The following is a 25,078-nucleotide window of genomic DNA, read 5'->3' as shown; positions in this document are numbered from 1 at the left end:
TTAATCTAGCTTGTTCGGTCAATCGTACTTGATAGGTCGATCGTAAATTATAACTTACATAAAAAATCCTTCATTCACATACCTAGGAATGAAGGATTTTATTATTTACTGTCTTATTTACGCTTTTTGGCTTTAACTGTTGGCTCTGTAGCAACAGTTACTGTTTGATTTTTCTTTTCTAGATATCCTAGATAGATAAATACACAGATGCCCACAATGATTGCTACGAGGCTAGTCATTTGAGCAGATTTTAAACCTAATGTTAGATTAACATAATCGCCACGCAAGAACTCTAAGAAGAAACGAGCTGTAGAGTAGAGAATAGCGTATAGGACAAATACTTGACCTTTAGCATGTTTGAAGGAACCAAATAATAAAAGGGCAACAAAGATAAGAATATCGATCTGACCTTCCCATACTTCCGCAGGCCATAGTGGTTGATTGCCGTAGGTGCGGTACGCAAGGGTACTTTCAGGATAGATAATACCATAATTACCACCCGTAGGATGACCGAAAGCATCGCCGTTTAAAAGATTTGCCATACGGCCTACAGATTGTGCCAAAATCAATGCTGGTGCAAATAGATCGGCAAAGGCCCAGAAGTCGATATTGTTCTTACGAAGATACCAGTAGCCCGCAATTGTACCTAGTACAACACCACCTTGGATAGCCATACCACCTTGCCAAACGAAGGGGATTTCTAATAAATGATTACCATAATAATCCCAGTCAAAGAAGAATACGTCCCATAGGCGAGCACCGATGAGGCCTGCTACAGCAACTGTAATGGAGAAATCAATGATGTGCTCATGCCAACCACGACCATCTTTCTTTAACAGTACATACGCCACTGAGGCGCCGCAGATGATAGCCAAGGCCAACATAACGCCGTAGGCTCTAATGGGGAAGTCCCCTATAAAAAATAAATATTGATGCATATGAAACTCCTTATGTGATAATTTTTATTAGTACATAAATTAAATTATAAATTACATACACTCTTCATGCAAGAAAAGAGATGAACTCTATATAATATGGTATAATATAGAGATTGATATTGTATCCCAGTATGGGAACTAGAGTTAGGAGAGTACATGATTCGCAAATCTACTATTTTAAAATCATTAACAGCTTTAGTAATGTCTGCATTATCTACGACTGCCGTACAGGCAGAGGTATTGGTACCGTTAGAACAATTTCTAGCGACAACAACGCGTCATTACGAAGCAAATCAATATAAAACAGCATATACGGTGTATGTGCCTCAAACAGAATTACAAGGTAATATGGTTGTATTAAATCCATCAGCCGTTGGTGAACCCGTTAAATTGCCTATTACTAAACAAAATGGTATTACCTATGTTGATATCGAGTCTGATCCAGCAATGCTTGGTGTTAGTTATACAAAAACTAATGGACAATTAACATTAGGTCCTGCTTCGCAAGCTTCAACGGTAAAAGCCCCTTATACATTGCAAACTCCATTGTCTTGGGCATTTGACCCATGGCCTACAGAGGGGGCACCATACCAAGCTAAACTTAATACGAGTGGGGATAACATCATTTCCCCTAGCTGGTTTAAATTACATAGTTTAGGTCTTGAGGCTAGCCCAAATGTAAACATTGATTATGTTAATGCCTATAAAGGTAAGGGTTACCACGTATGGCCATTGATTACGAATCGTTTTGATCCAGACTTTACAAGTGGCATTTTAGCAGACCAATCAGTATGGAAAAAATATGCTCATAATCTTGTTCAATATGCTTATATTTATGGTTTTGATGGTTATAACTTCGACTTTGAAAATATCGACTATGCTGACCGCGATCGTTTAACAACTTTTGTAGCGTATTTGTCTAACCATCTACACCAATACAATATTAAAACATCTATCGATGTAACGGGGTATTCTGATAGTCCTGAATGGTCTTTGGTGTATAACCGCAGTGCCTTTGCTAATTCCGTAGACTATGTGGTTCTTATGGCTTATGACGAAACATGGGCTAAGAGTACTACAGCTGGTCCTGTAGCAAGTTATCCTTGGGTTCGTAACCATACTGAAAGAATGCTTTCCGAGGTTCCATCTCATAAGTTAGTGCTTGGTGTACCATTCTACATGCGCTTATGGCATGATACAAATGGCTATGCTAAGGGCGAAACATTGGCTATGAAGAATACTGGTACTTACTTTACAAACCACAAAGATAAAATGACCTGGGATGATCGATTAAAATTATATTATTTATCTATCCCAACTGGCTCTGGTTCTGACCGTATCTGGTTTGAAGATAATACTTCTTTAGGCTTAAAATTAGACCTTGTAAAAGAATTACAGCTCGGTGGTTTTGCTGCATGGCGTAAAGGTTTTGAAGACGAATCTACTATCGCTATGATTCAAGGTAAAGACTTAGGTCGTGGCATTCCTAAATCCGATACCGTAGATATTCCTGAACCTGTAGTAGAGGAAACAAAACCATTAACTAAGCTTGAACAATACAAACTGCGCTTAGAGGAAAAAGAAAAGGCTAAAGCTGCTAAAGCAGAAGCGAAACGCAAGGCTAAAGAAGAAAAAGAAGCAGCAAAACGAAAAGCTAAAGAAGAAGCTGAACAAGCAAAAGCTGAGAAAAAACGTCAAGCTGAAGAAGCTAAGGCAGAGAAAAAACGCTTATCAAAATCTGTACAAGTAGTAAAACGCTAGTGTTTGACTGCTTTTACTTGAAGTAGTAAAATAAAAACATTGATTATAAAACGGCAACTAATGAGGTTGTCCATATGAGGAGGCTCCTACATGAACGAAAAATATGTAGCCCAAGATCTTGAGAAAAAGTGGCAACAGTATTGGGAAGATAACAATACATTTAAAACAGAATACGATGAATCTAAAGAAAAATACTATGTATTAGAAATGTTTCCGTACCCATCTGGTAATTTACACATGGGTCACGTGCGTAACTATTCCATTGGTGATGTAGTAGCTCGTTTCAAAAAAATGAAGGGCTTTAACGTGTTGCATCCAATGGGGTGGGACTCCTTTGGTATGCCTGCAGAAAATGCGGCTATCAAGCATGGTATTGCACCTAAAACATGGACTCTTGATAACATCGAGAACATGAAATTGCAACAAAAAGCACTTGGTTTGTCCTACGACTGGGACCGCGAAGTAGCAACTTGCAAAGAAGATTACTACAAATGGACGCAATGGTTCTTCCAACAGTTTTATAAAAAAGGCTTAGCATACAAAAAAGAAGCTAAAGTAAACTGGTGTGAAACGTGCCATACTGTATTGGCAAATGAACAAGTAATCGACGGCGCTTGCTGGCGTTGTGACAATACTGTTGAGAAAAAAGATTTGTCTCAATGGTTCTTGCGCATCACTGAATATGCGGATCGCTTGTTAACTGATTTGGATACTCTTGATCACTGGCCACAACGCGTTAAATTGATGCAAAAAAACTGGATTGGCCGCTCTGAAGGTACAGAATTCTCCTTCGAAGTACCATCCATTAATGAACGTGTAGCTGTATATACAACTCGTGTGGATACGATTTATGGCGTAAGCTATGTTGTATTGGCTCCTGAACATCCATATGTAGAACGCATTATTGAAAATGCTCCTAATAAAGCTGAATTAGAAGCTTTCATTACGCGTATGCGCAATATGAGCGACATCGATCGTACATCTACAGATACACCTAAAGAAGGTATGTTTACTGGTTCCTATGCAGTAAATCCTATGTCTGGTGAACAAGTTCCAGTTTGGATTGCAAACTATGTATTAGTAGACTATGGTACTGGTGCTGTAATGGGTTCCCCTGCACATGATGAACGGGACTGGGAATTTGCTCATAAATATGATTTGCCTATTAAACAAGTTGTTGCTCGTGAAGGTGAAGAATATAGCCTTGAAAAATGGCAAGAATGGTACCATGAAGATGGTATCCTAGTTAACTCTGGTGAATTTAATGACCAAACATCTGAAGAGGCTCGTAAAAATATTACAGCTGCACTTAATGAGCGAGGCATTGGTGAAGGTAAAGTAAACTTCCGTCTTCGTGACTGGTTGATTTCTCGTCAACGTTATTGGGGCGTGCCAATTCCTGTAGTATACTGTGAAAAATGTGGTGAACAACTCGTTCCTGAAGAAGAGTTGCCAGTACGCTTGCCAGAGGATGTTACATTTGAATCTGGTGCCGTATCTCCATTGGCTACATCTGAAAGTTTCTTGCACACTACATGCCCTAAATGTGGTGGTCCAGCACATCGTGAAACAGATACAATGGATACTTTCATCGACTCCTCTTGGTACTTCTTACGCTATGCAGATGCGAAAAATGACCAAGCTCCATTCGATAAAAAAATTGCTAACTACTGGATGAATGTAGACCAATATATCGGTGGTATTGAACATGCTATTTTGCACTTGCTGTACTCTCGATTCTTTGTGAAAGTTATTCACGATTTAGGTCTTATCGAAGCTAGTGAACCATTCCGTGGTTTGTTAACACAAGGTATGGTACTTAAAGAAGGCAGCAAAATGTCTAAATCCAAAGGTAATGTAGTTTCTCCTGAAGAAATTATCAATACTTATGGTGCAGATACGGCACGCTTGTTCATTCTATTTGCGGCTCCTGTAGATCGTGACCTTGATTGGTCCGACCAAGGTGTTGAAGGCTCTTATCGTTTCTTAGGTCGTGTATGGCGTATTGTTGATGCGTACAACGAAGAAGGTAAGAAAAATGTAACTGGTGAACTTACAAAAGACGAATTCGCATTGCGTCGTGAGTTACACCGCGTTATCAAAAAAGTTACAGAAGATCTGGATAACAACTTTAACTTCAATACAGCTATTTCTGCTATCATGGAACTTGTAAATGCTATGTATGCTCATAAGGACAAAGCTGAAACAATCAATAGCGCTTTGGCTAATGAATTGACTCGTTCCTTATTACTTCTTTTAGCACCATTCGTCCCTCATATTACAGAAGAGTTGTGGCATGAATTGGGTGAAACTACATCCATCCATACTGAAAACTGGCCTGTATACGAAGAATCTGCTCTTGTAGTAGACGAAGTAGAAGTAGTATTGCAAGTAAATGGTAAAGTTCGTGATAAACTTACTGTTTCCGTAAATATTACGAAAGAAGAATTAGAAACAATGGCTAAAGAATCTAGCCGTGTTCAAGAGTTTACGGAAGGTAAAAATATCGTAAAAGTTATTTATGTTCCTGGTAAACTTGTAAATATCGTTGTTAAATAACGATATTCTATTCGTTTAATAATGTAAGCCCCCAACTACATAGGTAGAAGGGGGCTTATTTTTAAGTGAGGTAATTATGGCAAAACGTAGCGATTATATTTCTTGGGATGAATACTTCATGGGCGTTGCCATTTTGGCAGCACAACGTTCTAAAGATCCTAATACACAAGTAGGTGCATGCATCGTTAGCAATGATAATAAAATCTTATCCATTGGCTATAATGGTATGCCTTTAAATTGTAGTGATGATGATTTCACATGGGAACGCGATACAGCAGATGATAATAAATATTTCTATACTGTACATAGCGAACTCAATGCCATACTTAATTATCGGGGCGGTTCTTTAGAAGGTTCTAAAATATATGTAACACTATTCCCTTGTAATGAATGTGCAAAAGCCATCATTCAAAGTGGCATTAAAGCTGTTATCTACCGAGATGATCTTTACAAGGATACAAAAGAGGTTAAGGCATCTAAACGGATGCTAAAAACAGCAGGTGTAGAAATTATTGAATATAAACCTACAGGACGGACTTTACATATTACCGTATGATAAACTATAAAAGCATATTATTACAAAAAAAGCTCTTATCTATTAATAATGGATAAGAGCTTTTGCTATATTTTTACTATTTCAGATTGTATACCTAAATTATACTTGTAAACGACCGTCAATCATAATATCAACGGCTTGACCATCACGAGTGTAGCCTTTGATATTCATGCGTTCATGACCAATCATAAAGTCCACATGCGTTAAGGAGTGGTTAAGGCCGCGCTCCTTTAATTCCTCTTCAGATAAACCATCGCTGTTTTTAAGGCATGTAGGATAGGATGCGCCAATTGCTAAATGGCAGGATGCATTTTCATCAAATAATGTTTCATAGAAGATTTGGTTAGATTGGCTAATTGGGCTGAAGTGATCCACTAAGGCTACTTCGCCAAGGTAGTGGGAACCTTCATCAGTTTCTACTAATTCTTTTAGAACTTCATAACCTTCTTTTGCAGTGTATTCTACAATTTTACCTTCTTTAAAGGTGAAGGAGAAATCAGAAATTGTATTGCCATGGTAAATTAATGGTTTTGTGCTGTGTACAACGCCATTTACACCATTATATTGAGGAGCAGAGAAAACTTCCTCTGTAGGAATATTAGCATTGAAAATAGTACCATCTTTAGAGGATTCTTCACCACCTAGCCAGATATGACCTTCTGGCAATTCTAATAAAAGGTCGGTGCCGTTTTCACAAGTGTAGCGCAATGATTTTAAGTCTAATTTATTCAATGCTTCACAGCGACGACGCAATTTTGCCATGTGATGACGATATGTATCTTTTGGTTCAATACCTTCAATGCGGCAAAGTTTTAATAATGTAGCCCACAATTGGTCGATTTTTTCTTCGTCAGTACCTTCATAGCCAAGTAAATCTGCCCATAGAACGGTCGGTACAGATGCAACACACCATGTAACAGAAGAGTTCATGATCGCTGTGTGATAGAAGGATAATGCTTTATTTAAATTGCGAGACTGTAAGGAAATACGATCTGTTGGGATACCTTCTAATGCTTTAGGATTAGCACTGATCAAAGATAAAAATGCTGCCTTATCATCGATGTATTGCTTGTAGAATTCAGGAATCCAGTTAGCCGGTTTTTCTAAGACAGATTCTTTAGCATGTAATAAGCGTTGACGAGCGATAGGGGAACATCTCCAGTTAAGAACTACCTCTTTTGCGCCTAGCTCATAGGCTTCTTCAGTAACAATTACTGCAAAATCTTTATTTTCTACATCAACAGAAATAACTAATGTTTGGTCTTGTTGTAAATTTACGCCGTACTTTAGTAATGTATGGGCGTATTTTTTTAATGTTTCTTGATTCATAAATTCTCCTTTTATTCGACATCAATTGTTAAACTCCTGCTAGTGTGACTAATAGAGTCAGTGGTAGGAGTTTTATTTTTCATAGGGAAATCCTTCAGTAGGAGGTGCACTATGAAATATAAATTGAAGCCGTATATGATAATTATATTAATCCTATGTATTTTAGTAGGAATTTATTTCCTATGGCCTATTATAACAGATGAAAGCGATTCTGTCCTTGTTGAAGGGGGAGTAGATGGAAGTTCTTCTATATCAAATGTAGCAGAAATATCTAATAAACCGATTGCTTATATTACAGGTGCCGTAGTTTCACCTGGTCTATATGAGCTTGAAAGCTCAGCAACAGTAGGAGATGTTATCAAGCTAGCAGGAGGACTGTTACCGTATGCAGATGTTGAGTCTATTAATATGGCTAAATCAGTTACTGGAGGAGATCATATTCATGTAGTATTTAACTTTCACGGAAATCCTGAAGCGTTATTACGTGGTAATAAGATAAATATTAATACAGCTACTGCTAAAGAACTAGATGCGTTGCCCGGCATTGGTCCTGCTATGGCTAAAAGAATAGAAGAATATCGCTCACAAAAAGGTCCCTTTACATCTGTTGAAGGCATCAAGGGGGTGAAGGGCATTGGTGACGGCGTATTTAAGAAGATTAAAGACAAAATTACAATCTAAATCAATAAGTAGACATGAAAATTTTCAGTATGTTGATCCGTGTTTAAATTCTTTAGATTTGGTCAATAAGAAACAATCTATAACGCATAGCCAATGGGCACATATTATATTGGGTTCTATAATTATGGGTACAATATTAGGCTATGGTCAGTATTATCCAGTACTTAATCAGATGCGCTACATCTTTGCTATGGGGTTAGCTATTATAGTTGTAGGTATTTTCAAGGCATTTCAATTGTCTGATAGATGGCATTCACTTAGCAAGTTAATGGTCTTAGTATTTGTTTTAGTTGGTTTATCTTATTGTCAAACAGATTTACGGATTATACATTTTAATAGTTATACATCATATTATTTACAGCAAGAAGGGGAATACCTTTGTACGGTTGTTGCTGCACCTGAAACAGTAAATTTGAATGGACAGGAGTATTACAAATACATTATTGAAATTCATGGCCTACATCCCTATAAAAATACTGCAAAAAATGACTATATTAAAGCACAGGGGCGTTTACAAGTATACTCAAAGATATCTACTACGAACTATCCCATACGACTAGGAGAATATGCAATTGTTGAAGGCACACCAAAGCCCTTATTTCTCATTGAAGAGGAAGGTCGTATTAATCTTCGAGGCCGCTATATGAGCTCCAATACTCGAGGACGTATCTATGATGGTATATACCGAGTTGCTAACAATAAAGACTTACAGGCATTTCACTATAAAGAAACCTATTTTGAAAAACTATATAGGAAAGGCTTATTAATTGCTGGTGTATTACGCGAATCTATAGATAAAAATATTGGTCACAATCTAGAGGGACCGCAAAAAGTATTAGCTCAAGCATTAGCTTTAGGTGGTCATTATAGTGAACTGGGAGAAGACCAAATGAAGGCTTTCTCCTATACAGGCCTTATCCATATTTTATCCATATCAGGATCGCATATTGCTTTGTTATTAGCCCTTGTGTATGGACTTGGACGATTTATTAAGTTAAAGAAGCGTACATGTTTAATCCTTGGTATTATAGTTGCTTGTATATATTGTGGTATTGTAGGCGGTGATGCACCTGTTCTACGTGCTACGATGATGAGCATACTCATGTGTATCGCCTATATAAAAGGACGACTATATCAGGCCAAACAAGCGTTATGTATATGTGCTATTTTATGTGTCATATATGATCCGTTCTCCTTATTTGATGTAAGCTTTCAACTATCCTTTGGGGCGACTTATGGTTTACTCATATGGGGAACGGTATTATATGAACGAATACAGTGGCTACCTAGATGGATAAAAACACCGCTAGTATTATGTGTATCTGCACAGTTATTAATTATGCCGTTACAGCTCTATTACTTTCACTATATTAGCATTGCTAGTTTGTTAGCAGCCTGTATAGTAGCGCCCTTATTAGATATATCCATAGTTTTAATATTTGTAAGTACTTTAGTCAGTTATGTACTCCCAATATCGTTAATGTGGTCTTTAGTAGATGTACTATTGCGAATATCCTTATATTTAAATCATGTATTAGGTCGTAGTGGCAGTCTACTATGGCTTGGTATAATGCATCCTTATTGTGCCTATATATATTATGTACTATTAGGATTATTTACGTACTTTTTGACGCATAGAAAAAGATATACTGTACATATAGTAATATCATTATCTTTAATGATTTTAACCTTTGGTGCTTCCTATTATGTTACGCATCATCATCAGTATACATTAGTTCATTATATTCCAATGAAGCAATGCAATGTTTTACTTTGTATAGAACCAAATCATGAAGGGGCACATCTATTAATCGATGCGCCAGATCATATTAAGACTGCACCTAATGAAAGGCTTATCAATCAAGCCATTAGAGCCTATGGCGTACATCCTAAAAGCGTAAAAGTTGCGTACTTTCATAGTAATGGTTCTGCAAAGGTGGTATATAAAAATAGTATGAACCAAATCGTCGTATATAATGGACAAAGTAGAGAAAAAAAACTAAAATTAAATGATAAGACTAATTCATTATATATAACGAGTCGATCCAGTGTAATGACTGAAATTGGACGTATTTCACCTACTAGTACAGTTCTATTTGGAAGTCCCCATGGGGCTTTACGCGATGTGGATCCTTCGTCAGAACACATGTATATAATGGGGTACAGCTATATCGAGGATATATATCTGTGAAAGGAGGAACTATGGCACATATTCAGCTTATTTATGGTGATGAGCCACAATTAATTGAAGAAGAAAAACGCAAATTTTTAAGTGCCTATCCAGACCTTCCAGTGACCGTATTAGACGATGAAGCTGGCCCACAGAAGATTAGTGAAAAGCTATGTGAAGATTCACTATTTGGTGATCAAAAGGTATTCTGTTTAGTTAACTTGCCTATCATTCGTAAAAGCGGCAAAAATAGCGATGCTTGGGTTCCATTGTATGAGCTCATCATGGAATATAATGGGGATAATCCCATTCTTTTGATTTATCATGATATGATTGATAAACGGATTAAACAGAATAAGGAGATTCTGGATAAAATACCAAATCATCAATGCAAGCGCCTTGAAGGGGCAGACCTTGTGATGTGGATACGTCAGTACTGTACGTCTAATGGATTTAAAATGACACCTGATGCACAGGAATATGTAGCTCATCTCATCGATTTGTGGCAAGATGTACCAGTTTCTTTCATGAGAACCGAATTTGACCGTTATTTCTTGCAAATTACAGGGGAAAAAGTCATTACCAAAGAATTCCTAGAAGAAAATGGCAGTGATTATGGTGCTAAAAATATTTTCACCTTTAAAGAGGCTCTGTTAAAACGAGATATTGATACATTGCTTGAACTATTTCCGTTTATGTTTGGCTATAAAGAATTAGACCGAGCTATGAGCTATATTGAGGGGCAATTACGTTTACAGCTACTAGTCAATGAATGTCGACAAGCGGGAATGTCTGTTCAAGCCATACAAAACTTATGTAAGGACCATGATTCGTCATTTAAACCGTATCCGATCAAACTTGCTTATGAAGCGAGCTCTCGTATTTCTACGAAAGCATTACGAGCTTTATTAAAAGGTTTGTATGAGATTATCCTAGATAGTCGTAGTAGTAAGGGCGATATTTGGCGATTTAGAGATTTATGTATTACCTATTGTGGGTATAAGGGATAAAAATGAAAGTACGTTATCGTGTTGTACCAAAACAGAATAAGAAATCTTCCTTCTATGTGAACTGTCATAGCCAACATGTGATGATACAAGCAGCAGACTCTGCATTTTCTACGCTGCTAAGCCTACGTGACAGATTATCTGCTTGGTATAAGGAGAAGAACATATCCTTTGACGATATTCCAACAAATACTGATACAGCATGCTGTTTTGCTTGGAAAGTAGATACTGAAACTGGAGAAGGGTTGGATACCTATTATTATGGCGGTGGCTGTGGTGCTGGTGAATGGATTGAGGCCGCAGAAGCGCAACGTGAGGCTGAAGAGGCTAAAAACCAAGCGCCTAGAGGTAAATCCTTTGCTGGCTATGATCATGAAGATGACTATGCCGAGTTTGATGATTTTGCACCGTTCGTAGAAGCCGTAGAACTTGGTTATTTCAATAATAGTCCAGTCGTCCTTTCTCGACCTCATCAAACAGTTGCAGCATCTAGTGTTAATGATACCGTAGCGTCTGTTAGTAGTGCACCTAAAATAAGTAAAGGTTTTGCTCCAAAAAGCGCTACAAAATCCACATCTAAAGGCAGTGAAGGGGATGGAAAATATCCTCGTCGTGCACCGAAGGATGTTCCTACAGATGAGGGTATGATTATAGGCCCTAAAATTGAAGGGGTCACTTCTAAAATTATGGGGACCTTAGATACACCTAGTGTCATCTTTGAAGGTGTATTAGTAGGCTTAGATAAACGTGATACTAAGACTGGTAAAAGTATCGTTAACGGCAGCATTGTAGATGATACGAATAGTATTAAGTTCATCAAGTTTGCGAATAGTCCTGAAGAAGGGGACGCCTTACTTAAACAGTTAAAAGGTTTACAACGTGTTCGCGTACAAGGTAGCGTAAACTTTGATGATCGCTTTGATAAAGACTATATCCTATCTATTCGTAGTATTGAAGCTTTGGAAACGACTAGTGTAGAACGCACTGAAAATCGTCCAGACTCTCGTGTAGAGCTTCATTTACACACTAAGATGAGCGATAAGGATGCCCTTGTATCTGTTAAAGATTTATTCAAAACAATAAAAAAATGGGGTCATCCAGCAGTAGCTATTACTGATCATGGCGTTGTTCAAGCTTTTCCAGAGGCGCAAGCTCTTGGTAAGGAGTTAGGCGTTAAGGTTATTTATGGTGTAGAAGGCTATCTCATTGAAGATGAAATTGTTGCTCGTGATGAAGAGCCTGTAGTAGATAAGAAGAAGAAAAAAGAAAAAGATAAACGTTACCATATTATCTTATTAGCTAAAAATATGGTAGGTTTGCGCAATCTGTACAAGATGATATCTATTTCTCACCTAGAACATTACAAGGTTCGCCCACGCTTGCCACGTTCCGTTATTGAAGAACATCGTGAAGGCATTATCATCGGCTCTGCTTGTGAAGCTGGGGAGCTCATGCAATCCATTGTTCGCGGTGCAACCAAGGAAGAACTATTAGAGGTTGCGTCCTTCTATGATTATTTAGAAGTTCAGCCACATACGAATAATATGTTCTTAGTTCGTAAAGGCCTTATGCCAGATGAACAAGCCCTTATCGATATGAACAAAACAGTGATCGAGTTAGGTGAGGCTTTAAACAAACCTGTATGTGCTACTTGTGACGTTCACTATTTAACGCCAGAAGAAAAGATTTATCGTGAAATCATGTTAACTGCCTGTGGCTATCCAGATGCAGATGAACAACCGGATTTACATTTGCGTACCACCGATGAAATGTTGGCATCCTTCCCTTATTTAAGTGAAGAAAAAGCTTATGAAATAGTTGTTACAAATACGCGTGCTATCAATGATAGCATTGAAGATATTAAGCCAGTTCCTGATGGTACCTATTCTCCTAAGATTGAAGGGGCCGATGAAGCTTTCACAGAAATGTGTTATAGAAATGCAAAAGCCATTTATGGTGATCCATTGCCTCGCGTAGTACAAGAGCGCCTCGATTATGAACTAGATTGTATTATCTCCAATGGTTATGGTGTATTGTATTACATTGCTCATAAGTTGGTAAAAAAATCACTTGATGATGGTTATCTCGTTGGTTCTCGTGGTTCTGTAGGTTCTTCCTTTGCAGCAACCATGTCTGAAATTACCGAGGTAAATCCATTACCGCCACATTATGTATGTCCTAACTGTAAGCATTCTGAATTCTTTGAAAAGGGCGAATATGCAGGTGGTTTTGACTTGCCACGTAAAGATTGTCCAGAGTGCGGTCATGCGCTACAAACAAATGGCCATGATATTCCGTTTGCCATCTTCCTTGGTTTCGAAGGTGATAAGGTTCCAGATATCGACCTTAACTTCTCTGGTGATTACCAAGCAAAGGCACACAAGTATACGGAAGAACTATTTGGACGTGACAATGTATTTAAAGCGGGTACAATCGGTACTATTGCGGATAAAACAGCGTTTGGTTATGTTAAAAAATACGCCGAAGTTCGAGATATTCAAGCTCGCAGTGGTTTCTTTGAACATCTAGCAAAAGGCTTTACCAATGTTAAGAATACTACTGGCCAACATCCTGGCGGTATCATGGTATGTCCTCGCGATATGGATGTGCATCACTTTACGCCTATACAACATCCAGCGAATAAGAAGGAAAGTGGTGTATTAACGACACACTTTGACTATCACTCCATCGAAGGTCGTATGACTAAGCTCGATATTCTGGGCCATGATGATCCAACTATCATTCGTATGCTAGAGGATTTGACAGGTATAGATGCTAAAACTATACCGTTCGATGATCCTCGTACTTTAAGTCTTTTCTCCTCTACAGAGGGTATTGGCTTAACACCTGAGCAATTACAAGGTGACCAAGTAGCTAGCTTGGCCGTTCCAGAATGTGGTACGAAATTCGTACGAGGCATGCTGGAAGACTCTCGTCCCCAAACGTTCTCTGACTTAGTACGTATCTCTGGTTTCTCTCATGGTACTAATGTATGGCTCGATAATGCGCAAGACCTCATTAAAAATGGTACTTGTAAATTGAACGAAGCCATCTCTACTCGTGACGATGTAATGAACTTCTTGATTCATCGCGGTATGGATCGAAAGCATAGCTTCTTCGTAATGGAAAACGTACGTAAAGGGAAGGGCATTGAAAAACGAAATAAACAAGGGCAAGCGACGACTGAGTTTGAAGCAGAAATGCGGGAAAACAATATTCCTGAATGGTTTATTGAATCTTGTAAAAAGATTTCCTATCTGTTCCCACGTGCCCATGCGGTAGCTTATGTAATGATGGCCTTCCGTATAGCCTGGTTTAAGGTATACCACCCATTGGCTTTCTATGCAGCGTATTTCTCCATTCGAGCAAAGGCTTTTGATTTGCGCATTATGACGGGTGACCTTAAAACGCAAATGACTGAGTTCAATCGTATTAAGGCTCTTGATCGCGCCGCCAGTCCTAAAGATAAGGACCTTATGAGTGCCTTAGAAGTATCTATGGAAATGTACCAACGGGGTTATCGTTTTGTTAATGTAGATATTCAACACTCCGAAGCTAGACGCTTTAGCATTAAAGATGGTGCTCTATTGCCGCCATTCTTGGCTATTGATTCCTTAGGTGAAACAGTAGCTGATGCTATCGTAGCTGAACGAGAAGAACGTCCGTTTACATCTCTAAAAGACTTGCAACGTCGTTGCAAGGTATCTAACACCATCATTGATCTTATGAAAGAACTCAAATGCTGTGGTGAACTACCTGAAGACGAACAAATGTCACTCTTTGGGGCATAATAAAATACAAGGTTAGGCTTAAATACAAAGTAGGCACTATATCCAAAATGGGATATAGTGCTTATTTTTCTATATTTTGCTAAAATACAATTAATAATTAATAATATTACCTACTATAACTATACTACGAGGAGAAAATGATTTTTCTTTTTTTAACATTAATGGCTGTTATTACAATAGTAGTTCTAGCTAAATCAAAAGAAATATATTTTGTATCTGCTTCTTTTAAAAGAAGTAAATCTTTTTTATTTATACAAATCTTCCAAGTTTTAGTAATTTATTTAGGTTTAATTTTTGCTGATTATAGTAATAAAATATTTGCTATAGTTCTATTCTTAGTATCTATATCCGAAATGCTTAAATTGGTTTATTTGAAGAAGATTGTAAATAAAGAGATTAATAAAGAAACCAATATGCCTTATAAATTAACTGATGTTATTAGTAGATTAAACATCTATAGTCGAATTATCTTTATTATTGTATTCAACACTTTTGTTAATTTTCTTGTATTTAAGTAGATTTTTCTGATAAAGGGAGTGTTCGGACATGATAAATAAGCATAAAAATCAATCTGTAGAAATAGAATTTTGGGACATTGAGCCAGAGGATGTACCTGAGTTAGAAGAATCAGATATTCCAGGTGTATACTTTAACGAATTCCGAGAATATGTTGATGAAGAAGGTAATGTGCTGTCACCATCAGATCTTGATGCAATACGGTATAAAGACGATTACGAGGACGATTATTATAGATAGAAATTATTAGAGTGTCATATTTATATTGTTTTTATTTTGTAACGAGTTGATTAATTATGAGAGTTCCAATATATGAAGCTGTAGCTCACTATAAAAAGAATAATGAGTTACCTTATACAGAGTATTTTGGCCTAGGCTTTTTTTCTAAATTATCATTAGCAGAAAAGGCATTAACTGAGTCAAAAAATTTGATAGGTTTTTCTGATTTGGCTGATGATTCATTTTCGATAACAACTTATTATTTAAATGATTGTGCGTATATAGGTGATGATGTTGGTTATGAAATCATAAACAACAAAATTTATGGTGTTTGGTATGATTATGATATAGATGATTATTATACATGTTCAGGATACATAGGTTTATTTAGTACTTTAAAATATGCAGAGAAAGCAATAGAGTGGTATAAAACCTGGGATATATTTAAAGTACATGGCATAGAGTGTTTAGGAATAGCTACTATCACTCTTAATTTAAGGGGATGGACTGAAGGTTTTATAACAATATATGATTAAATTAAGAAAAAGAGGTATCATCATTTGATGACACCTCTTTTTGAAAGTTTTGCAGTTTATTTAGTTTGGCAGGTTTTATAAATTTGGCAGATTTTTAGTATAAGGATTTATACTTCATCCAGTTTGTTTTGGCCATTTCTTTAAGTTCTGTACCACGGCCATCAAGGATTGCATTAATCAAGTATTTACTGAAGCCCTTCGCTTGTTGGTAAGCAATTTTTGGAGGCATAGCAAGTTCTTGTTTATCTACGCGAACATTGACGATTACTGGACCATTATGATCGAGTGCTTCTTTAATTTTTTCATCTACTTCACTGGAGTTTTGGATGCTCACACCTTTAATCCCAGCTGCTTCAGCAAGTTTTCCGAAGTCTGGATTTACAAAGTCTGTAGCATAGTCTAAGTAACCAGAAGCTTTCATTTCCATTGCAATGAAGCTAAGTTCTTCATTATTAAATACGAAGATTTTAATTGGTAGATTTAATTGTTTTAACGTTAGCATTTCACCCATCATCATAGTGAAGCCACCATCACCGGAGAGGGAAATGACTTGACGGTTTGGACATGCATTTTGAGCGCCGATGGCATGCATCATAGCATTGGCCATGGAACCATGGTTATAGGAACCTAAGATGCGGCGTTTACCATTTGTTTTCAAGTGGCGAGCAGTCCAAATAACTGGAGTACCTACGTCAAAGGTAAAGATGGCATCTTCGGCAGCTAATTTATTAAGACGATTTACAAAGTATTGAGGATGAATTGCTACACCATCTGGTTCAGCCGCAGCATAGCTATCCAAATTCTCTCTGAATTTTGTATATTCCTTACGTATTGTATCAATAAATTCAGTATTTTCACGTTGACCTACGAGAGGTAACAACTCTTTTAATGTATCTTTTACGGTACCAATAATCCCTTGTGTAAGAGGTACACGGCGACCTAACGCACTAGGATCTCTATCAACTTGGATTACCTTAGCAGTTTCCGGATAGAATGGACGGTAAGGGAAGTCTGTACCAAGCATAACGAGTGTATCGCATTGTTCTATAGCACGATAACCGGATGTATAGCCTAATAGGCCTGTCATACCAACATCATATGGATTGTCCCATTCAACCCATTCTTTACCTCTAAAAGCATGCACGACAGGTGCTTGCAAACGTTTTGCTAATTCTACTACTTCGTCATGCGCACCTTCACAACCTGCACCACAGAAGAGGGTAATGCGTTCACCTTTTTCTAAATGAGCGGACATTTCTTCTATATCTTCGCGTTGTGGAACGATATGAGGTAAGCGAGGGTGATGCCATACTGGTAATTCATCAATTTCCGTTTCCATTACTGCTACATCGCCAGGAAGGACTATAACGGCAACATCTTGATTACCGACTGCTGCATTCATAGCACGGAAAAGAATTTCTGGCATTTGTTTTGGATTAGAAACAAGTTCACAGAAACAAGAACATTCTTTGAATAAGTTTTCTGGATGTGTTTCTTGGAAGTAATTTAAGCCTACTTCAGATTGCGGAATATGAGACGCAATAGCCAATACTGGAACACGATTGCGATGACAATCGAAGAGACCGTTGATTAAATGTAAATTACCAGGACCAGAACTACCTGCACAAACTGTAAGTTTTCCAGTTAAAGAAGCTTCTGCACCTGCAGCAAAGGCTGCTGTTTCTTCATGTCTAACATGTTCAAAAGCAATCTTACCATTGCGACGTAAACTATCGTTTACAGAATTTAAACTATCGCCAGTGATACCATAAATACGTTCGATACCTGCATTGGCTAAGACTTCTATAAGTACATCAGAAATTCGTTTTTTTGCCATATTATCACCTATATTTAATAAATACTATCAATTGAGTGAAATTCTCAAAACCATATATATTATATTAGACATCTTTGTAGTGTAATTATGTGATAAATGTTACTATTTTATGTATACATAATATATATGTTTATATTGTTATTATAATATATTTTCAATCTAATAAAAATAGAAATATAATAATAGTTATTTTATTCTAGGTTATATATTTAATATCTTTTCTCAATACAAAACTCTTATTGTTGCATAACCTTAATAAAAGTGTTACTATTAATTCAGAAACAAAATAGATGAGTCTTTGGGGATAGGTGAAATTCCTTACCGGCGGTATAGTCCGCGAACCTTTTAGGTATGAATCGGTGTAATTCCGATACCGACAGTACAGTCTGGATGAGAAAAGACGAGGCACATTTGACGTGCGTATTTATGATTACCCAAGGACTATGTATATAGTCCTTTTTTTATTGAGGTGATATGGTGGATGACGTAGCATATATGAAACGCGCCATTGCACTGGCAAAATTAGCCACAGGTCACACCTCGCCAAATCCTTTGGTGGGTGCCGTAGTGGTTAAAGACAATACAATAATCGGTGAAGGTTATCATCACAAAGCTGGTACAGCTCATGCTGAGGTTCATGCCCTAAACCAAGCTGGTGATAATGCTAAGGGTGCTACTTTATATGTAACATTAGAGCCATGCTCTCATTATGGTAAAACTCCACCTTGTGCGCTGCGTATTATCGAGGCTGGCATAGCTAAAGTCGTAGTAGGTAGTACAGATCCTAATCCACTAGTAGCTGGAAAGGGCATGGATTTACTCCGTGAAGCAGGCATAGAGGTTGTTTGCCCCGTATGTAGTGAGGAATGTGCTGAACTAAATGAACATTTCTTTACATATATACAGACAGGTAAACCTTTTGTAACTATTAAAAGTGCCATGTCACTAGATGGTAAGATTGCCACTTTTACAGGTCAATCTCAATGGATTACGAATGAGTCCTCCCGCCGAGATGGACATGTACTGCGTGCCACACATGATGCTATGCTCATTGGCATTGGTACAATTTTGGCAGATAATCCTCAATTAAACTGTCGTTTAACTGATACTGAATTATCAGAGGCTTTATTAGATACAAGCATACTTGATGAACCGATTCATGTTCATCAGCCGGATGTAATTATCTTAGATAGTCTAGGTAGAACACCTACCACAAGTCGTGTGTTTGAAGTAGAAAATCGTAAGGTTCATATCTTTGTATCTACAGGTTGTCCGAAGGATCGAATTCAAGCTTTAGAAAACGCAGGTGCCATTGTTACGGTTGTCGAATCTATATCCACTCGTAAAAGTAAGAGTACAGATATTGTAATAGATATTAAAAAATTATCCATTGATGATATTTTAACTAAACTTGGTGAAATCGGTTATACCTCAGTTCTTGTTGAAGGTGGTTCAGCTATCATTAGCTCCTTTGTAGAAACGATGAATTTTGATAAAGTTGTAACTTATATAGGAAATACAATTATCGGTGGTACTGAGGCAACGCCCGCTGTAGGTGGTCGTGGCTTTGAAAGTTTAGAATCTTCTCCACAGTTAACTTTTACAAAGACTAAAATATTAGATAATAACATTCGCATCGAAGCGTATCGTCAAGGAAGGAGGGGCACTTATGTTCACGGGAATCGTTGAAGAAATCGGCCGTGTTGAGAGCATTAAAAAGGGCCCTAAATCCTTAGCCATAACAATTCGAGGGAATAAAATATTTAGTGATTTAAAAATAGGTGACTCCGTAGCTGTTAATGGTGTATGTTTGACGGCTACAACGATTGGTAATGGCGTATTTACAGCTGATGTTATGCCTGAGTCAATCAAGATGACTACTTTTACAAATTTGAAAGTTCATCAACCAGTCAACTTAGAGCGTGCTATGCTCGCCAACGGTAGATTTGGTGGTCACATTGTGGCAGGTCACGTAGATGGGACGGGTCGCATCATTAATCGCGAACAAACGGATAATGCTATTATCTTTACCGTAGAGGCCCCGAAATCCGTAATGGATTACGTTATTTATAAGGGGTCCATTACGATCGATGGTATTAGCCTCACCATTATGCGACGAACGGACAGCAGTTTTTCCGTATCTATCATTCCTCATACCTTGGGTGAAACTATTTTAGGTTCTGCCCATATTGGTACGGAGGTTAATCTAGAAACGGATATCGCTGGTCGATACATTCGTCATTTTATGAATCTCGGTAGTGAACCTACCGAAAATAAACCTAAGAAATCTATGCAATCCCTCTTAGTAGAGAATGGATTTATATAAAGAGTAAGGAGCGTTCCTATGAGCGAACAATTACATTCTATTAAAGAGGTCTTAGAAGACCTTAAAGCTGGTAAACCTGTTATTATTGTTGATGATGAAAGCCGTGAAAACGAAGGCGATCTTATCATCGCTGCAGAGTTTGCTACACAAGAAAATATTAATTTTATGGTTAAATACGCACGTGGTATCGTATGTACACCTATGCGCCGTGAAGCTTTAGAAAAGCTTGGCATTCCTGCTATGGTTGCCAAAAATACAGATAACCATGAAACTGCTTTCACCGTTACTGTTGACCATGTAGATACTACAACAGGCGTTTCTCCAGCAGAACGTGCTTATACAATTCAAAAACTATTAGATCCTAATGCTAAGCCTGAAGACTTCCGTCGTCCTGGTCATGTGTTCCCTTTAGTATATAAAGAGGGTGGCGTTCTAGTACGCCAAGGTCATACAGAAGCATCTATCGATCTTTGCCGCTTAGCAGGTCTACAAGAGGCAGCTGTTATTTGTGAGATTACAAAAGATGATGGTGATATGGCACGTCTACCAGATCTCATGGAGTTTGCGAAAGAGCATGATTTGAAAATTGCTTCCGTAGCAGAGCTTATTGAATACCGTAAACAGCATGAAGACATGGTTGATCTTGGTGCTTGTTGTAAATTACCTACTAAATTTGGTGATTTCAGTATTTTTGTATTCAAAAATGAATTAGATAAAAAAGAGCATTTAGCTATCGTCAAAGGTAATGTGCAAAACTGTAGCGATGTTCTTGTACGTATTCACTCTGAATGTTTAACTGGCGATGTGTTCGGCTCTAAACGTTGTGACTGCGGTGAACAATTAGATAATGCGTTACGTGCTATCGAAAAAGAAGGTCAAGGCGTTGTAGTATACATGCGTCAAGAAGGTCGTGGCATTGGTTTAACAAATAAAATTAAAGCCTATGCATTACAAGAGCAAGGCCTTGATACTGTAGAAGCTAACGAACAATTGGGCTTCCCTGCAGATATGCGTGAATACTCCTTAGCAGCGCAAATCATTCGTTTCTTAGGTATTAAGAGCATTCGCTTGTTAACGAATAATCCTGAAAAACGCCATGGCTTAGAACATTGGGGTATCAATGTAACTAGTCGTGTACCGCTCATCATTGCGGCAAACAAATTCAACGCAGGTTACTTGAAAACAAAAGAAGAAAAAATGGGTCATATGTTAGATGACTAATCGTCACCTGTCAGCATATCGCTCAATCGTTACATATACAATTCCTAAATGGAATATAGGAGGTCATTATCATGATGGTTCAAGAAGGTAACTTATTAGGTACTGGTAAAAAATTTGCTATTATTGGTTCTCGTTTTAACGAGTTCATTACATCTAAATTAATCGGTGGCGCTGAAGACTGCTTACTTCGTCACGATGTTAAACAAGAAGATATCACTGTAATCTGGGTTCCTGGTGCTTATGAAATTCCTTTGATTGCCAAAAAAGCTGCTTTATCTGGTAAATACGATGCAGTTATTTGTGTTGGTGCCGTAATTCGTGGTGCTACCACTCATTATGACTATGTATGTAATGAAGTAGCTAAAGGTATTGCTCATGTTTCTTTAGAAACAGGTGTTCCTGTTATGTTCGGTGTAGTAACTACAGAAAACATTGAACAAGCTATCGAACGTGCAGGTACTAAAGCGGGTAACAAAGGTTATGATTGTGCTATGGGCGCTATTGAAATGGTTAACCTTATCGATCAAATCTAAGAATTATATACAAAACACCCAGTGTCTTATGATACTGGGTGTTTTTATAATATCGAAAATATGTTCTTTTACATTAAAAACAGTCTAGACGAACATATATTCTCTATAATTTGAATGTACATATTTGACGTGATATACTATATAAGCAACATAAAAATATATCTAAATAGATTAAGTAAACATAAGGATTGATAGAATGGATTATATTAAACGTTTTACTACCCGAGAAGGGGTTCGTATGTCTTTAGCTGTAACAACAGATACAGTTGAAACTGCTCGTGTACGTCACGATTTATGGCCTGTAGCAACTGCGGCTCTTGGTCGAGCTATGACAGGTGCTATTTTATTAGCAGGTGATTTTAAAAACCATGAAAATGTAAGCCTACGCATCAAAGGTGATGGTCCACTAGGTGTAGTTCACGTAGATGCTTTTTCTGATAATACGGTTCGAGGCTACGTAGATGAACCTCATGTTGACGTACCTTTGAAGCATGCTGGTAAGCTTGATGTAGGCGCTGCAGTAGGTCATAATGGGGAAGTACAGGTTACGAGATTTACACAATTGGCCCAAGACTATACCTCTACAAGCCCAATTCAAAGTGGTGAAGTAGCAGAGGACTTAGCTTACTATTTATATGCCTCTGAGCAAGTACCGTCTACCATCAGCCTTGGCGTATTGGTAGATCCAGATTACCATACCGTTGTAGCCGGTGGTTTTATCGTACAAGCTTTGCCTGATGCTACTGATGAAGCATTGGCGCAAGTAGAGAAAAATATTAATGAACTAGGTCCTATTACAGAATATTTGAAAGCACATCCAGATGGTAAAGGTCTGATGGAGCGCGTATTAGACGGCCTAACTGTTAATGAGGTATATAATGAGCCTGTTAACTTCCAATGTCGCTGTGGTCGCGACCGCTTTGCCGGTGTTCTTATGACATTGCGTGAAGACGATAAAAAGGCTATTCTAGAAGACGAAACTACAGAGCTTGTATGTCATTACTGTAATGAAAAATATCATTTCAGTCGTGAAGAATTACAAGATATGTTCGAACCAAAAGGTCCCGTACAATAATTACTATTAAGAATAAAATAACCTTTATAAAAATTACAGGCTATATGGTTTTTCCTATAGCCTGTTTTTGTATTCTATGAGAAAATAAAAGATAAGAGTTATTAATATTAGGAGGTCACAATGAGTGCAATTGGCATAATTGGTGGTACTGGCGTTTATGATCCGTCCATCTTTGAAAATATTCATGAAGAATCCTTAATGACACCATATGGTGAAATAGATTATGTACAAGGTACATACCACGGAAAAACAGTCATCTTTGTTGCTCGTCACGGCAAAGATCACACAATTCCTCCACATAAAATCAATTATCGTGCTAATATTTGGGGGCTCAAAAAATTAGGCGTTACATTTATTATCTCTACAACTGCGGTAGGTTCCTTGAATGAAAACTTCAAGCCTGGTCATTTTGTTTTGACTGACCAATTCTTAGATTTCACTAAGAACCGCATCACTACATTCTATGAAGGTGGTGACCGTCCAGTAGCACATCTTGATGTAACAAATCCTTACTGCCCTGAATTGCGTAATATTCTTCAAAAGGTTGGCACAGAACAAGGTCTTACAATTCATAACGGTGGTACTTATGTATGTACAGAAGGTCCTCGTTTTGAAACACCAGCGGAAATTAAAATGTTCCACATGCTCGGTGGCGATACAGTTGGTATGACGAATGTACCAGAAGTAAATCTTGCTAACGAAGCTGAAATGGCTTATTCCACAATTTCTATGATTACAAACTATGCAGCAGGTATTTCCGACGCTGCCTTGACTCATGGTGAAGTAGTAGAAATGATGGGTGATATGGCGGCTCAACTTAAATCTCTTATCTTAGGTACTATTGATGCAATCGATGTAGATGCTCGCTATGATGCTCATAATCGCATGCACGAATATGGTGGTTTTAAATTATAATCCATTTATACTAGAAAACAATAGTTCATCGAAGGAGACGCTATGATTAATATTGAATGGCGTAAAGATACGCTAGTATTATTAGATCAAACTAAATTACCAACAGAGATTTCCTATGTGCACTGTACTGATTGGCGCCAAGTAGCTGAGGCTATTAAGATGCTTCGCGTTCGTGGGGCTCCAGCTATCGGTGTAGCAGCTAGCTATGGTTTAATCTTAGCGGCTATGGAAGCAGGTCGCCAAGAGATTCCATTTGGTGAGCAATTAACGAGTCTATATGACTTTAGTGAAACATTAAAGGAAACACGTCCTACCGCAATCAACTTGGCATGGGCTGTAGATCGTGTTATGTCTCTTGTAAAAGCTAATGTGGCAAGTATGTCTTCTATGAGTGAAGTAGTAGACCTTATTACTAAAGAGGCTATTATCATTCACGAAGAAGACGTATCTTTGAACCGTCGTATGGCCGAAGCAGGGGCTACATTATTTGAAGGTAAGAACAATATTCGCATCTTAACCCATTGCAATGCTGGTGCACTAGCTACTGGTGGTTTAGGTACTGCGCTTGGTGTTGTCCGTAAGCTCCATGAAAATGGTCAACTAGAACGGGTATATGCCGATGAAACACGTCCATTATTACAAGGTGCTCGTCTAACTGCTTTTGAGCTTCACGAAGATGGTATCCCTGTAACATTAGAAACAGATAATATGGCTGCTTATGCTATGCAGCAAGGCCTTATTGATGCTGTAATCGTCGGTGCGGACCGCATCACTACAAAAGGTGATGTAGCTAATAAAATTGGTACTTATGGTGTAGCCGTTCTCGCTAAATTCCATAATATTCCGTTTTATGTGGCGGCACCTTATAGTACATTTGACTTTACTTTGGAAAATGGTAGCGATATTCCTATCGAGATGCGCGACGATTATGAAGTAACATCTCTACATGGTGTTCAAACAGCTCCTAATGGCATTGGTGTACTCAATCCTGCATTTGATGTAACACCTCATGACCTCGTGACTGCTATCATCACTGAAGAAGGTGTATTGACTCCAAATTACGAAGAGTCAATCGGTAAGCTACGCCAAATTGTAGAATCTAAATAAC

The 25,078-nt window shown here is 37.8% G+C and carries 20 protein-coding genes and 1 riboswitch; of the genes, 17 read left to right on the top strand and 3 right to left on the bottom strand.

The features are described 5' to 3' along the window. Nucleotides 1-113: 113 nt before the first annotated feature. The gene (gene lgt, locus VRHSUH09_RS01620) at nt 114-938 is read right to left on the bottom strand and encodes a prolipoprotein diacylglyceryl transferase (protein WP_105081185.1); all 825 of its coding nucleotides are present in this window, start codon (nt 936-938) and stop codon (nt 114-116) included. A gap of 156 nt (nt 939-1,094) precedes the next feature. On the opposite strand from lgt, the gene VRHSUH09_RS01615 reads away from it, so the two are divergent. The 3 genes from VRHSUH09_RS01615 (at nt 1,095) to VRHSUH09_RS01605 (ending at nt 5,814) form a co-directional block, all read left to right on the top strand. Further along, on the top strand, nt 1,095-2,699 hold the full coding sequence (locus VRHSUH09_RS01615; protein ID WP_245875971.1) for a glycosyl hydrolase family 18 protein: 1,605 nt from the start codon (nt 1,095-1,097) through the stop codon (nt 2,697-2,699). Nucleotides 2,700-2,789: 90 nt separating this feature from the next. Continuing rightward, complete coding sequence (gene leuS / locus VRHSUH09_RS01610) at nt 2,790-5,258, top strand: leucine--tRNA ligase (protein WP_105081184.1); 2,469 nt, start codon at nt 2,790-2,792, stop codon at nt 5,256-5,258. A 76-nt stretch (nt 5,259-5,334) separates the two neighbouring features. Further along, a complete protein-coding gene (locus tag VRHSUH09_RS01605; RefSeq protein ID WP_009352594.1) occupies nt 5,335-5,814 on the top strand; it encodes a deoxycytidylate deaminase in 480 nt (159 codons plus the stop codon). A 99-nt stretch (nt 5,815-5,913) separates the two neighbouring features. Here the strand turns inward: VRHSUH09_RS01605 and VRHSUH09_RS01600 are convergent, their stop codons facing one another. Further along, entirely contained in the window at nt 5,914-7,143 is a 1,230-nt protein-coding gene (locus VRHSUH09_RS01600) for an aminopeptidase (RefSeq protein ID WP_105081183.1), read from the bottom strand. Nucleotides 7,144-7,254: 111 nt separating this feature from the next. On the opposite strand from VRHSUH09_RS01600, the gene VRHSUH09_RS01595 reads away from it, so the two are divergent. From VRHSUH09_RS01595 to VRHSUH09_RS01565, 7 genes are all read left to right on the top strand, one after another. After that, on the top strand, nt 7,255-7,824 hold the full coding sequence (locus VRHSUH09_RS01595) for a ComEA family DNA-binding protein (RefSeq protein ID WP_105081182.1): 570 nt from the start codon (nt 7,255-7,257) through the stop codon (nt 7,822-7,824). Continuing rightward, nucleotides 7,781-10,015, top strand: a complete 2,235-nt coding sequence (locus VRHSUH09_RS01590; RefSeq protein ID WP_105081220.1) for a ComEC/Rec2 family competence protein — start codon at nt 7,781-7,783, stop codon at nt 10,013-10,015. Before VRHSUH09_RS01595 ends, VRHSUH09_RS01590 begins: the two co-directional genes overlap by 44 nt. Before the next feature lie 11 nt (nt 10,016-10,026). Beyond that, nucleotides 10,027-11,004: a DNA polymerase III subunit delta gene (holA, locus tag VRHSUH09_RS01585; protein WP_054747637.1), complete on the top strand. Its 978-nt coding sequence runs from the start codon at nt 10,027-10,029 to the stop codon at nt 11,002-11,004. 2 nt (nt 11,005-11,006) lie between these two features. After that, a complete protein-coding gene (locus tag VRHSUH09_RS01580; RefSeq protein WP_105081181.1) occupies nt 11,007-14,792 on the top strand; it encodes a PolC-type DNA polymerase III in 3,786 nt (1,261 codons plus the stop codon). 137 nt (nt 14,793-14,929) lie between these two features. Beyond that, the gene (locus tag VRHSUH09_RS01575; RefSeq protein ID WP_054747639.1) at nt 14,930-15,310 is read left to right on the top strand and encodes a hypothetical protein; all 381 of its coding nucleotides are present in this window, start codon (nt 14,930-14,932) and stop codon (nt 15,308-15,310) included. Between the two features lie 28 nt (nt 15,311-15,338). Continuing rightward, complete coding sequence (locus tag VRHSUH09_RS01570; protein ID WP_009352574.1) at nt 15,339-15,548, top strand: hypothetical protein; 210 nt, start codon at nt 15,339-15,341, stop codon at nt 15,546-15,548. Nucleotides 15,549-15,604: 56 nt separating this feature from the next. Next, nucleotides 15,605-16,063 (top strand): hypothetical protein, encoded by a 459-nt coding sequence (locus VRHSUH09_RS01565; RefSeq protein WP_105081180.1) that lies wholly within the window; start codon nt 15,605-15,607, stop codon nt 16,061-16,063. Nucleotides 16,064-16,157: 94 nt separating this feature from the next. Here VRHSUH09_RS01565 and poxB read toward each other — a convergent pair whose 3' ends face one another. Continuing rightward, entirely contained in the window at nt 16,158-17,900 is a 1,743-nt protein-coding gene (gene poxB, locus VRHSUH09_RS01560; protein ID WP_054747641.1) for a ubiquinone-dependent pyruvate dehydrogenase, read from the bottom strand. Between the two features lie 290 nt (nt 17,901-18,190). Continuing rightward, nucleotides 18,191-18,306, top strand: a riboswitch (FMN riboswitch). A 68-nt stretch (nt 18,307-18,374) separates the two neighbouring features. Here poxB and ribD point away from each other — a divergent pair. From ribD to mtnA, 7 genes are all read left to right on the top strand, one after another. Further along, nucleotides 18,375-19,589 (top strand): bifunctional diaminohydroxyphosphoribosylaminopyrimidine deaminase/5-amino-6-(5-phosphoribosylamino)uracil reductase RibD, encoded by a 1,215-nt coding sequence (ribD, locus tag VRHSUH09_RS01555; protein WP_105081179.1) that lies wholly within the window; start codon nt 18,375-18,377, stop codon nt 19,587-19,589. Further along, on the top strand, nt 19,570-20,226 hold the full coding sequence (locus VRHSUH09_RS01550; protein WP_105081178.1) for a riboflavin synthase: 657 nt from the start codon (nt 19,570-19,572) through the stop codon (nt 20,224-20,226). The genes ribD and VRHSUH09_RS01550 overlap by 20 nt, the downstream gene beginning before the upstream one ends. 18 nt (nt 20,227-20,244) lie before the next feature. Then, nucleotides 20,245-21,447 (top strand): bifunctional 3,4-dihydroxy-2-butanone-4-phosphate synthase/GTP cyclohydrolase II, encoded by a 1,203-nt coding sequence (locus VRHSUH09_RS01545; protein ID WP_105081177.1) that lies wholly within the window; start codon nt 20,245-20,247, stop codon nt 21,445-21,447. Between the two features lie 71 nt (nt 21,448-21,518). After that, nucleotides 21,519-21,980, top strand: coding sequence for a 6,7-dimethyl-8-ribityllumazine synthase (ribH, locus tag VRHSUH09_RS01540; RefSeq protein WP_009352542.1), 462 nt, complete (start codon nt 21,519-21,521; stop codon nt 21,978-21,980). Nucleotides 21,981-22,176: 196 nt separating this feature from the next. Next, nucleotides 22,177-23,055: an Hsp33 family molecular chaperone HslO gene (hslO, locus tag VRHSUH09_RS01535; RefSeq protein WP_105081176.1), complete on the top strand. Its 879-nt coding sequence runs from the start codon at nt 22,177-22,179 to the stop codon at nt 23,053-23,055. Nucleotides 23,056-23,175: 120 nt separating this feature from the next. Further along, nucleotides 23,176-23,970, top strand: coding sequence for an S-methyl-5'-thioadenosine phosphorylase (gene mtnP, locus VRHSUH09_RS01530; protein ID WP_105081175.1), 795 nt, complete (start codon nt 23,176-23,178; stop codon nt 23,968-23,970). 42 nt (nt 23,971-24,012) lie between these two features. Further along, the gene (mtnA, locus tag VRHSUH09_RS01525; protein WP_105081174.1) at nt 24,013-25,077 is read left to right on the top strand and encodes an S-methyl-5-thioribose-1-phosphate isomerase; all 1,065 of its coding nucleotides are present in this window, start codon (nt 24,013-24,015) and stop codon (nt 25,075-25,077) included. Nucleotide 25,078: the final 1 nt, after the last annotated feature.

The sequence above is a fragment of the Veillonella rogosae JCM 15642 genome (assembly GCF_002959775.1).
Taxonomy (GTDB): Bacteria; Bacillota; Negativicutes; order Veillonellales; family Veillonellaceae; genus Veillonella; species Veillonella rogosae.
The sequence above is the reverse complement of the archived record's forward strand: the minus strand, read 5'-3'. Positions and strand labels throughout refer to the sequence as shown.

What these genes read in the sequence shown, in the direction of transcription:
- lgt (WP_105081185.1), bottom strand. Translation starts at nt 938, where the DNA reads ATGCATCAATATTTATTTTTTATAGGGGACTTCCCCATTAGAGCCTAC.
- VRHSUH09_RS01615 (WP_245875971.1), top strand. Translation starts at nt 1,095, where the DNA reads ATGATTCGCAAATCTACTATTTTAAAATCATTAACAGCTTTAGTAATG.
- leuS (WP_105081184.1), top strand. Translation starts at nt 2,790, where the DNA reads ATGAACGAAAAATATGTAGCCCAAGATCTTGAGAAAAAGTGGCAACAG.
- VRHSUH09_RS01605 (WP_009352594.1), top strand. Translation starts at nt 5,335, where the DNA reads ATGGCAAAACGTAGCGATTATATTTCTTGGGATGAATACTTCATGGGC.
- VRHSUH09_RS01600 (WP_105081183.1), bottom strand. Translation starts at nt 7,143, where the DNA reads ATGAATCAAGAAACATTAAAAAAATACGCCCATACATTACTAAAGTAC.
- VRHSUH09_RS01595 (WP_105081182.1), top strand. Translation starts at nt 7,255, where the DNA reads ATGAAATATAAATTGAAGCCGTATATGATAATTATATTAATCCTATGT.
- holA (WP_054747637.1), top strand. Translation starts at nt 10,027, where the DNA reads ATGGCACATATTCAGCTTATTTATGGTGATGAGCCACAATTAATTGAA.
- VRHSUH09_RS01580 (WP_105081181.1), top strand. Translation starts at nt 11,007, where the DNA reads ATGAAAGTACGTTATCGTGTTGTACCAAAACAGAATAAGAAATCTTCC.
- VRHSUH09_RS01575 (WP_054747639.1), top strand. Translation starts at nt 14,930, where the DNA reads ATGATTTTTCTTTTTTTAACATTAATGGCTGTTATTACAATAGTAGTT.
- VRHSUH09_RS01570 (WP_009352574.1), top strand. Translation starts at nt 15,339, where the DNA reads ATGATAAATAAGCATAAAAATCAATCTGTAGAAATAGAATTTTGGGAC.
- VRHSUH09_RS01565 (WP_105081180.1), top strand. Translation starts at nt 15,605, where the DNA reads ATGAGAGTTCCAATATATGAAGCTGTAGCTCACTATAAAAAGAATAAT.
- poxB (WP_054747641.1), bottom strand. Translation starts at nt 17,900, where the DNA reads ATGGCAAAAAAACGAATTTCTGATGTACTTATAGAAGTCTTAGCCAAT.
- ribD (WP_105081179.1), top strand. Translation starts at nt 18,375, where the DNA reads ATGGTGGATGACGTAGCATATATGAAACGCGCCATTGCACTGGCAAAA.
- VRHSUH09_RS01550 (WP_105081178.1), top strand. Translation starts at nt 19,570, where the DNA reads ATGTTCACGGGAATCGTTGAAGAAATCGGCCGTGTTGAGAGCATTAAA.
- VRHSUH09_RS01545 (WP_105081177.1), top strand. Translation starts at nt 20,245, where the DNA reads ATGAGCGAACAATTACATTCTATTAAAGAGGTCTTAGAAGACCTTAAA.
- ribH (WP_009352542.1), top strand. Translation starts at nt 21,519, where the DNA reads ATGATGGTTCAAGAAGGTAACTTATTAGGTACTGGTAAAAAATTTGCT.
- hslO (WP_105081176.1), top strand. Translation starts at nt 22,177, where the DNA reads ATGGATTATATTAAACGTTTTACTACCCGAGAAGGGGTTCGTATGTCT.
- mtnP (WP_105081175.1), top strand. Translation starts at nt 23,176, where the DNA reads ATGAGTGCAATTGGCATAATTGGTGGTACTGGCGTTTATGATCCGTCC.
- mtnA (WP_105081174.1), top strand. Translation starts at nt 24,013, where the DNA reads ATGATTAATATTGAATGGCGTAAAGATACGCTAGTATTATTAGATCAA.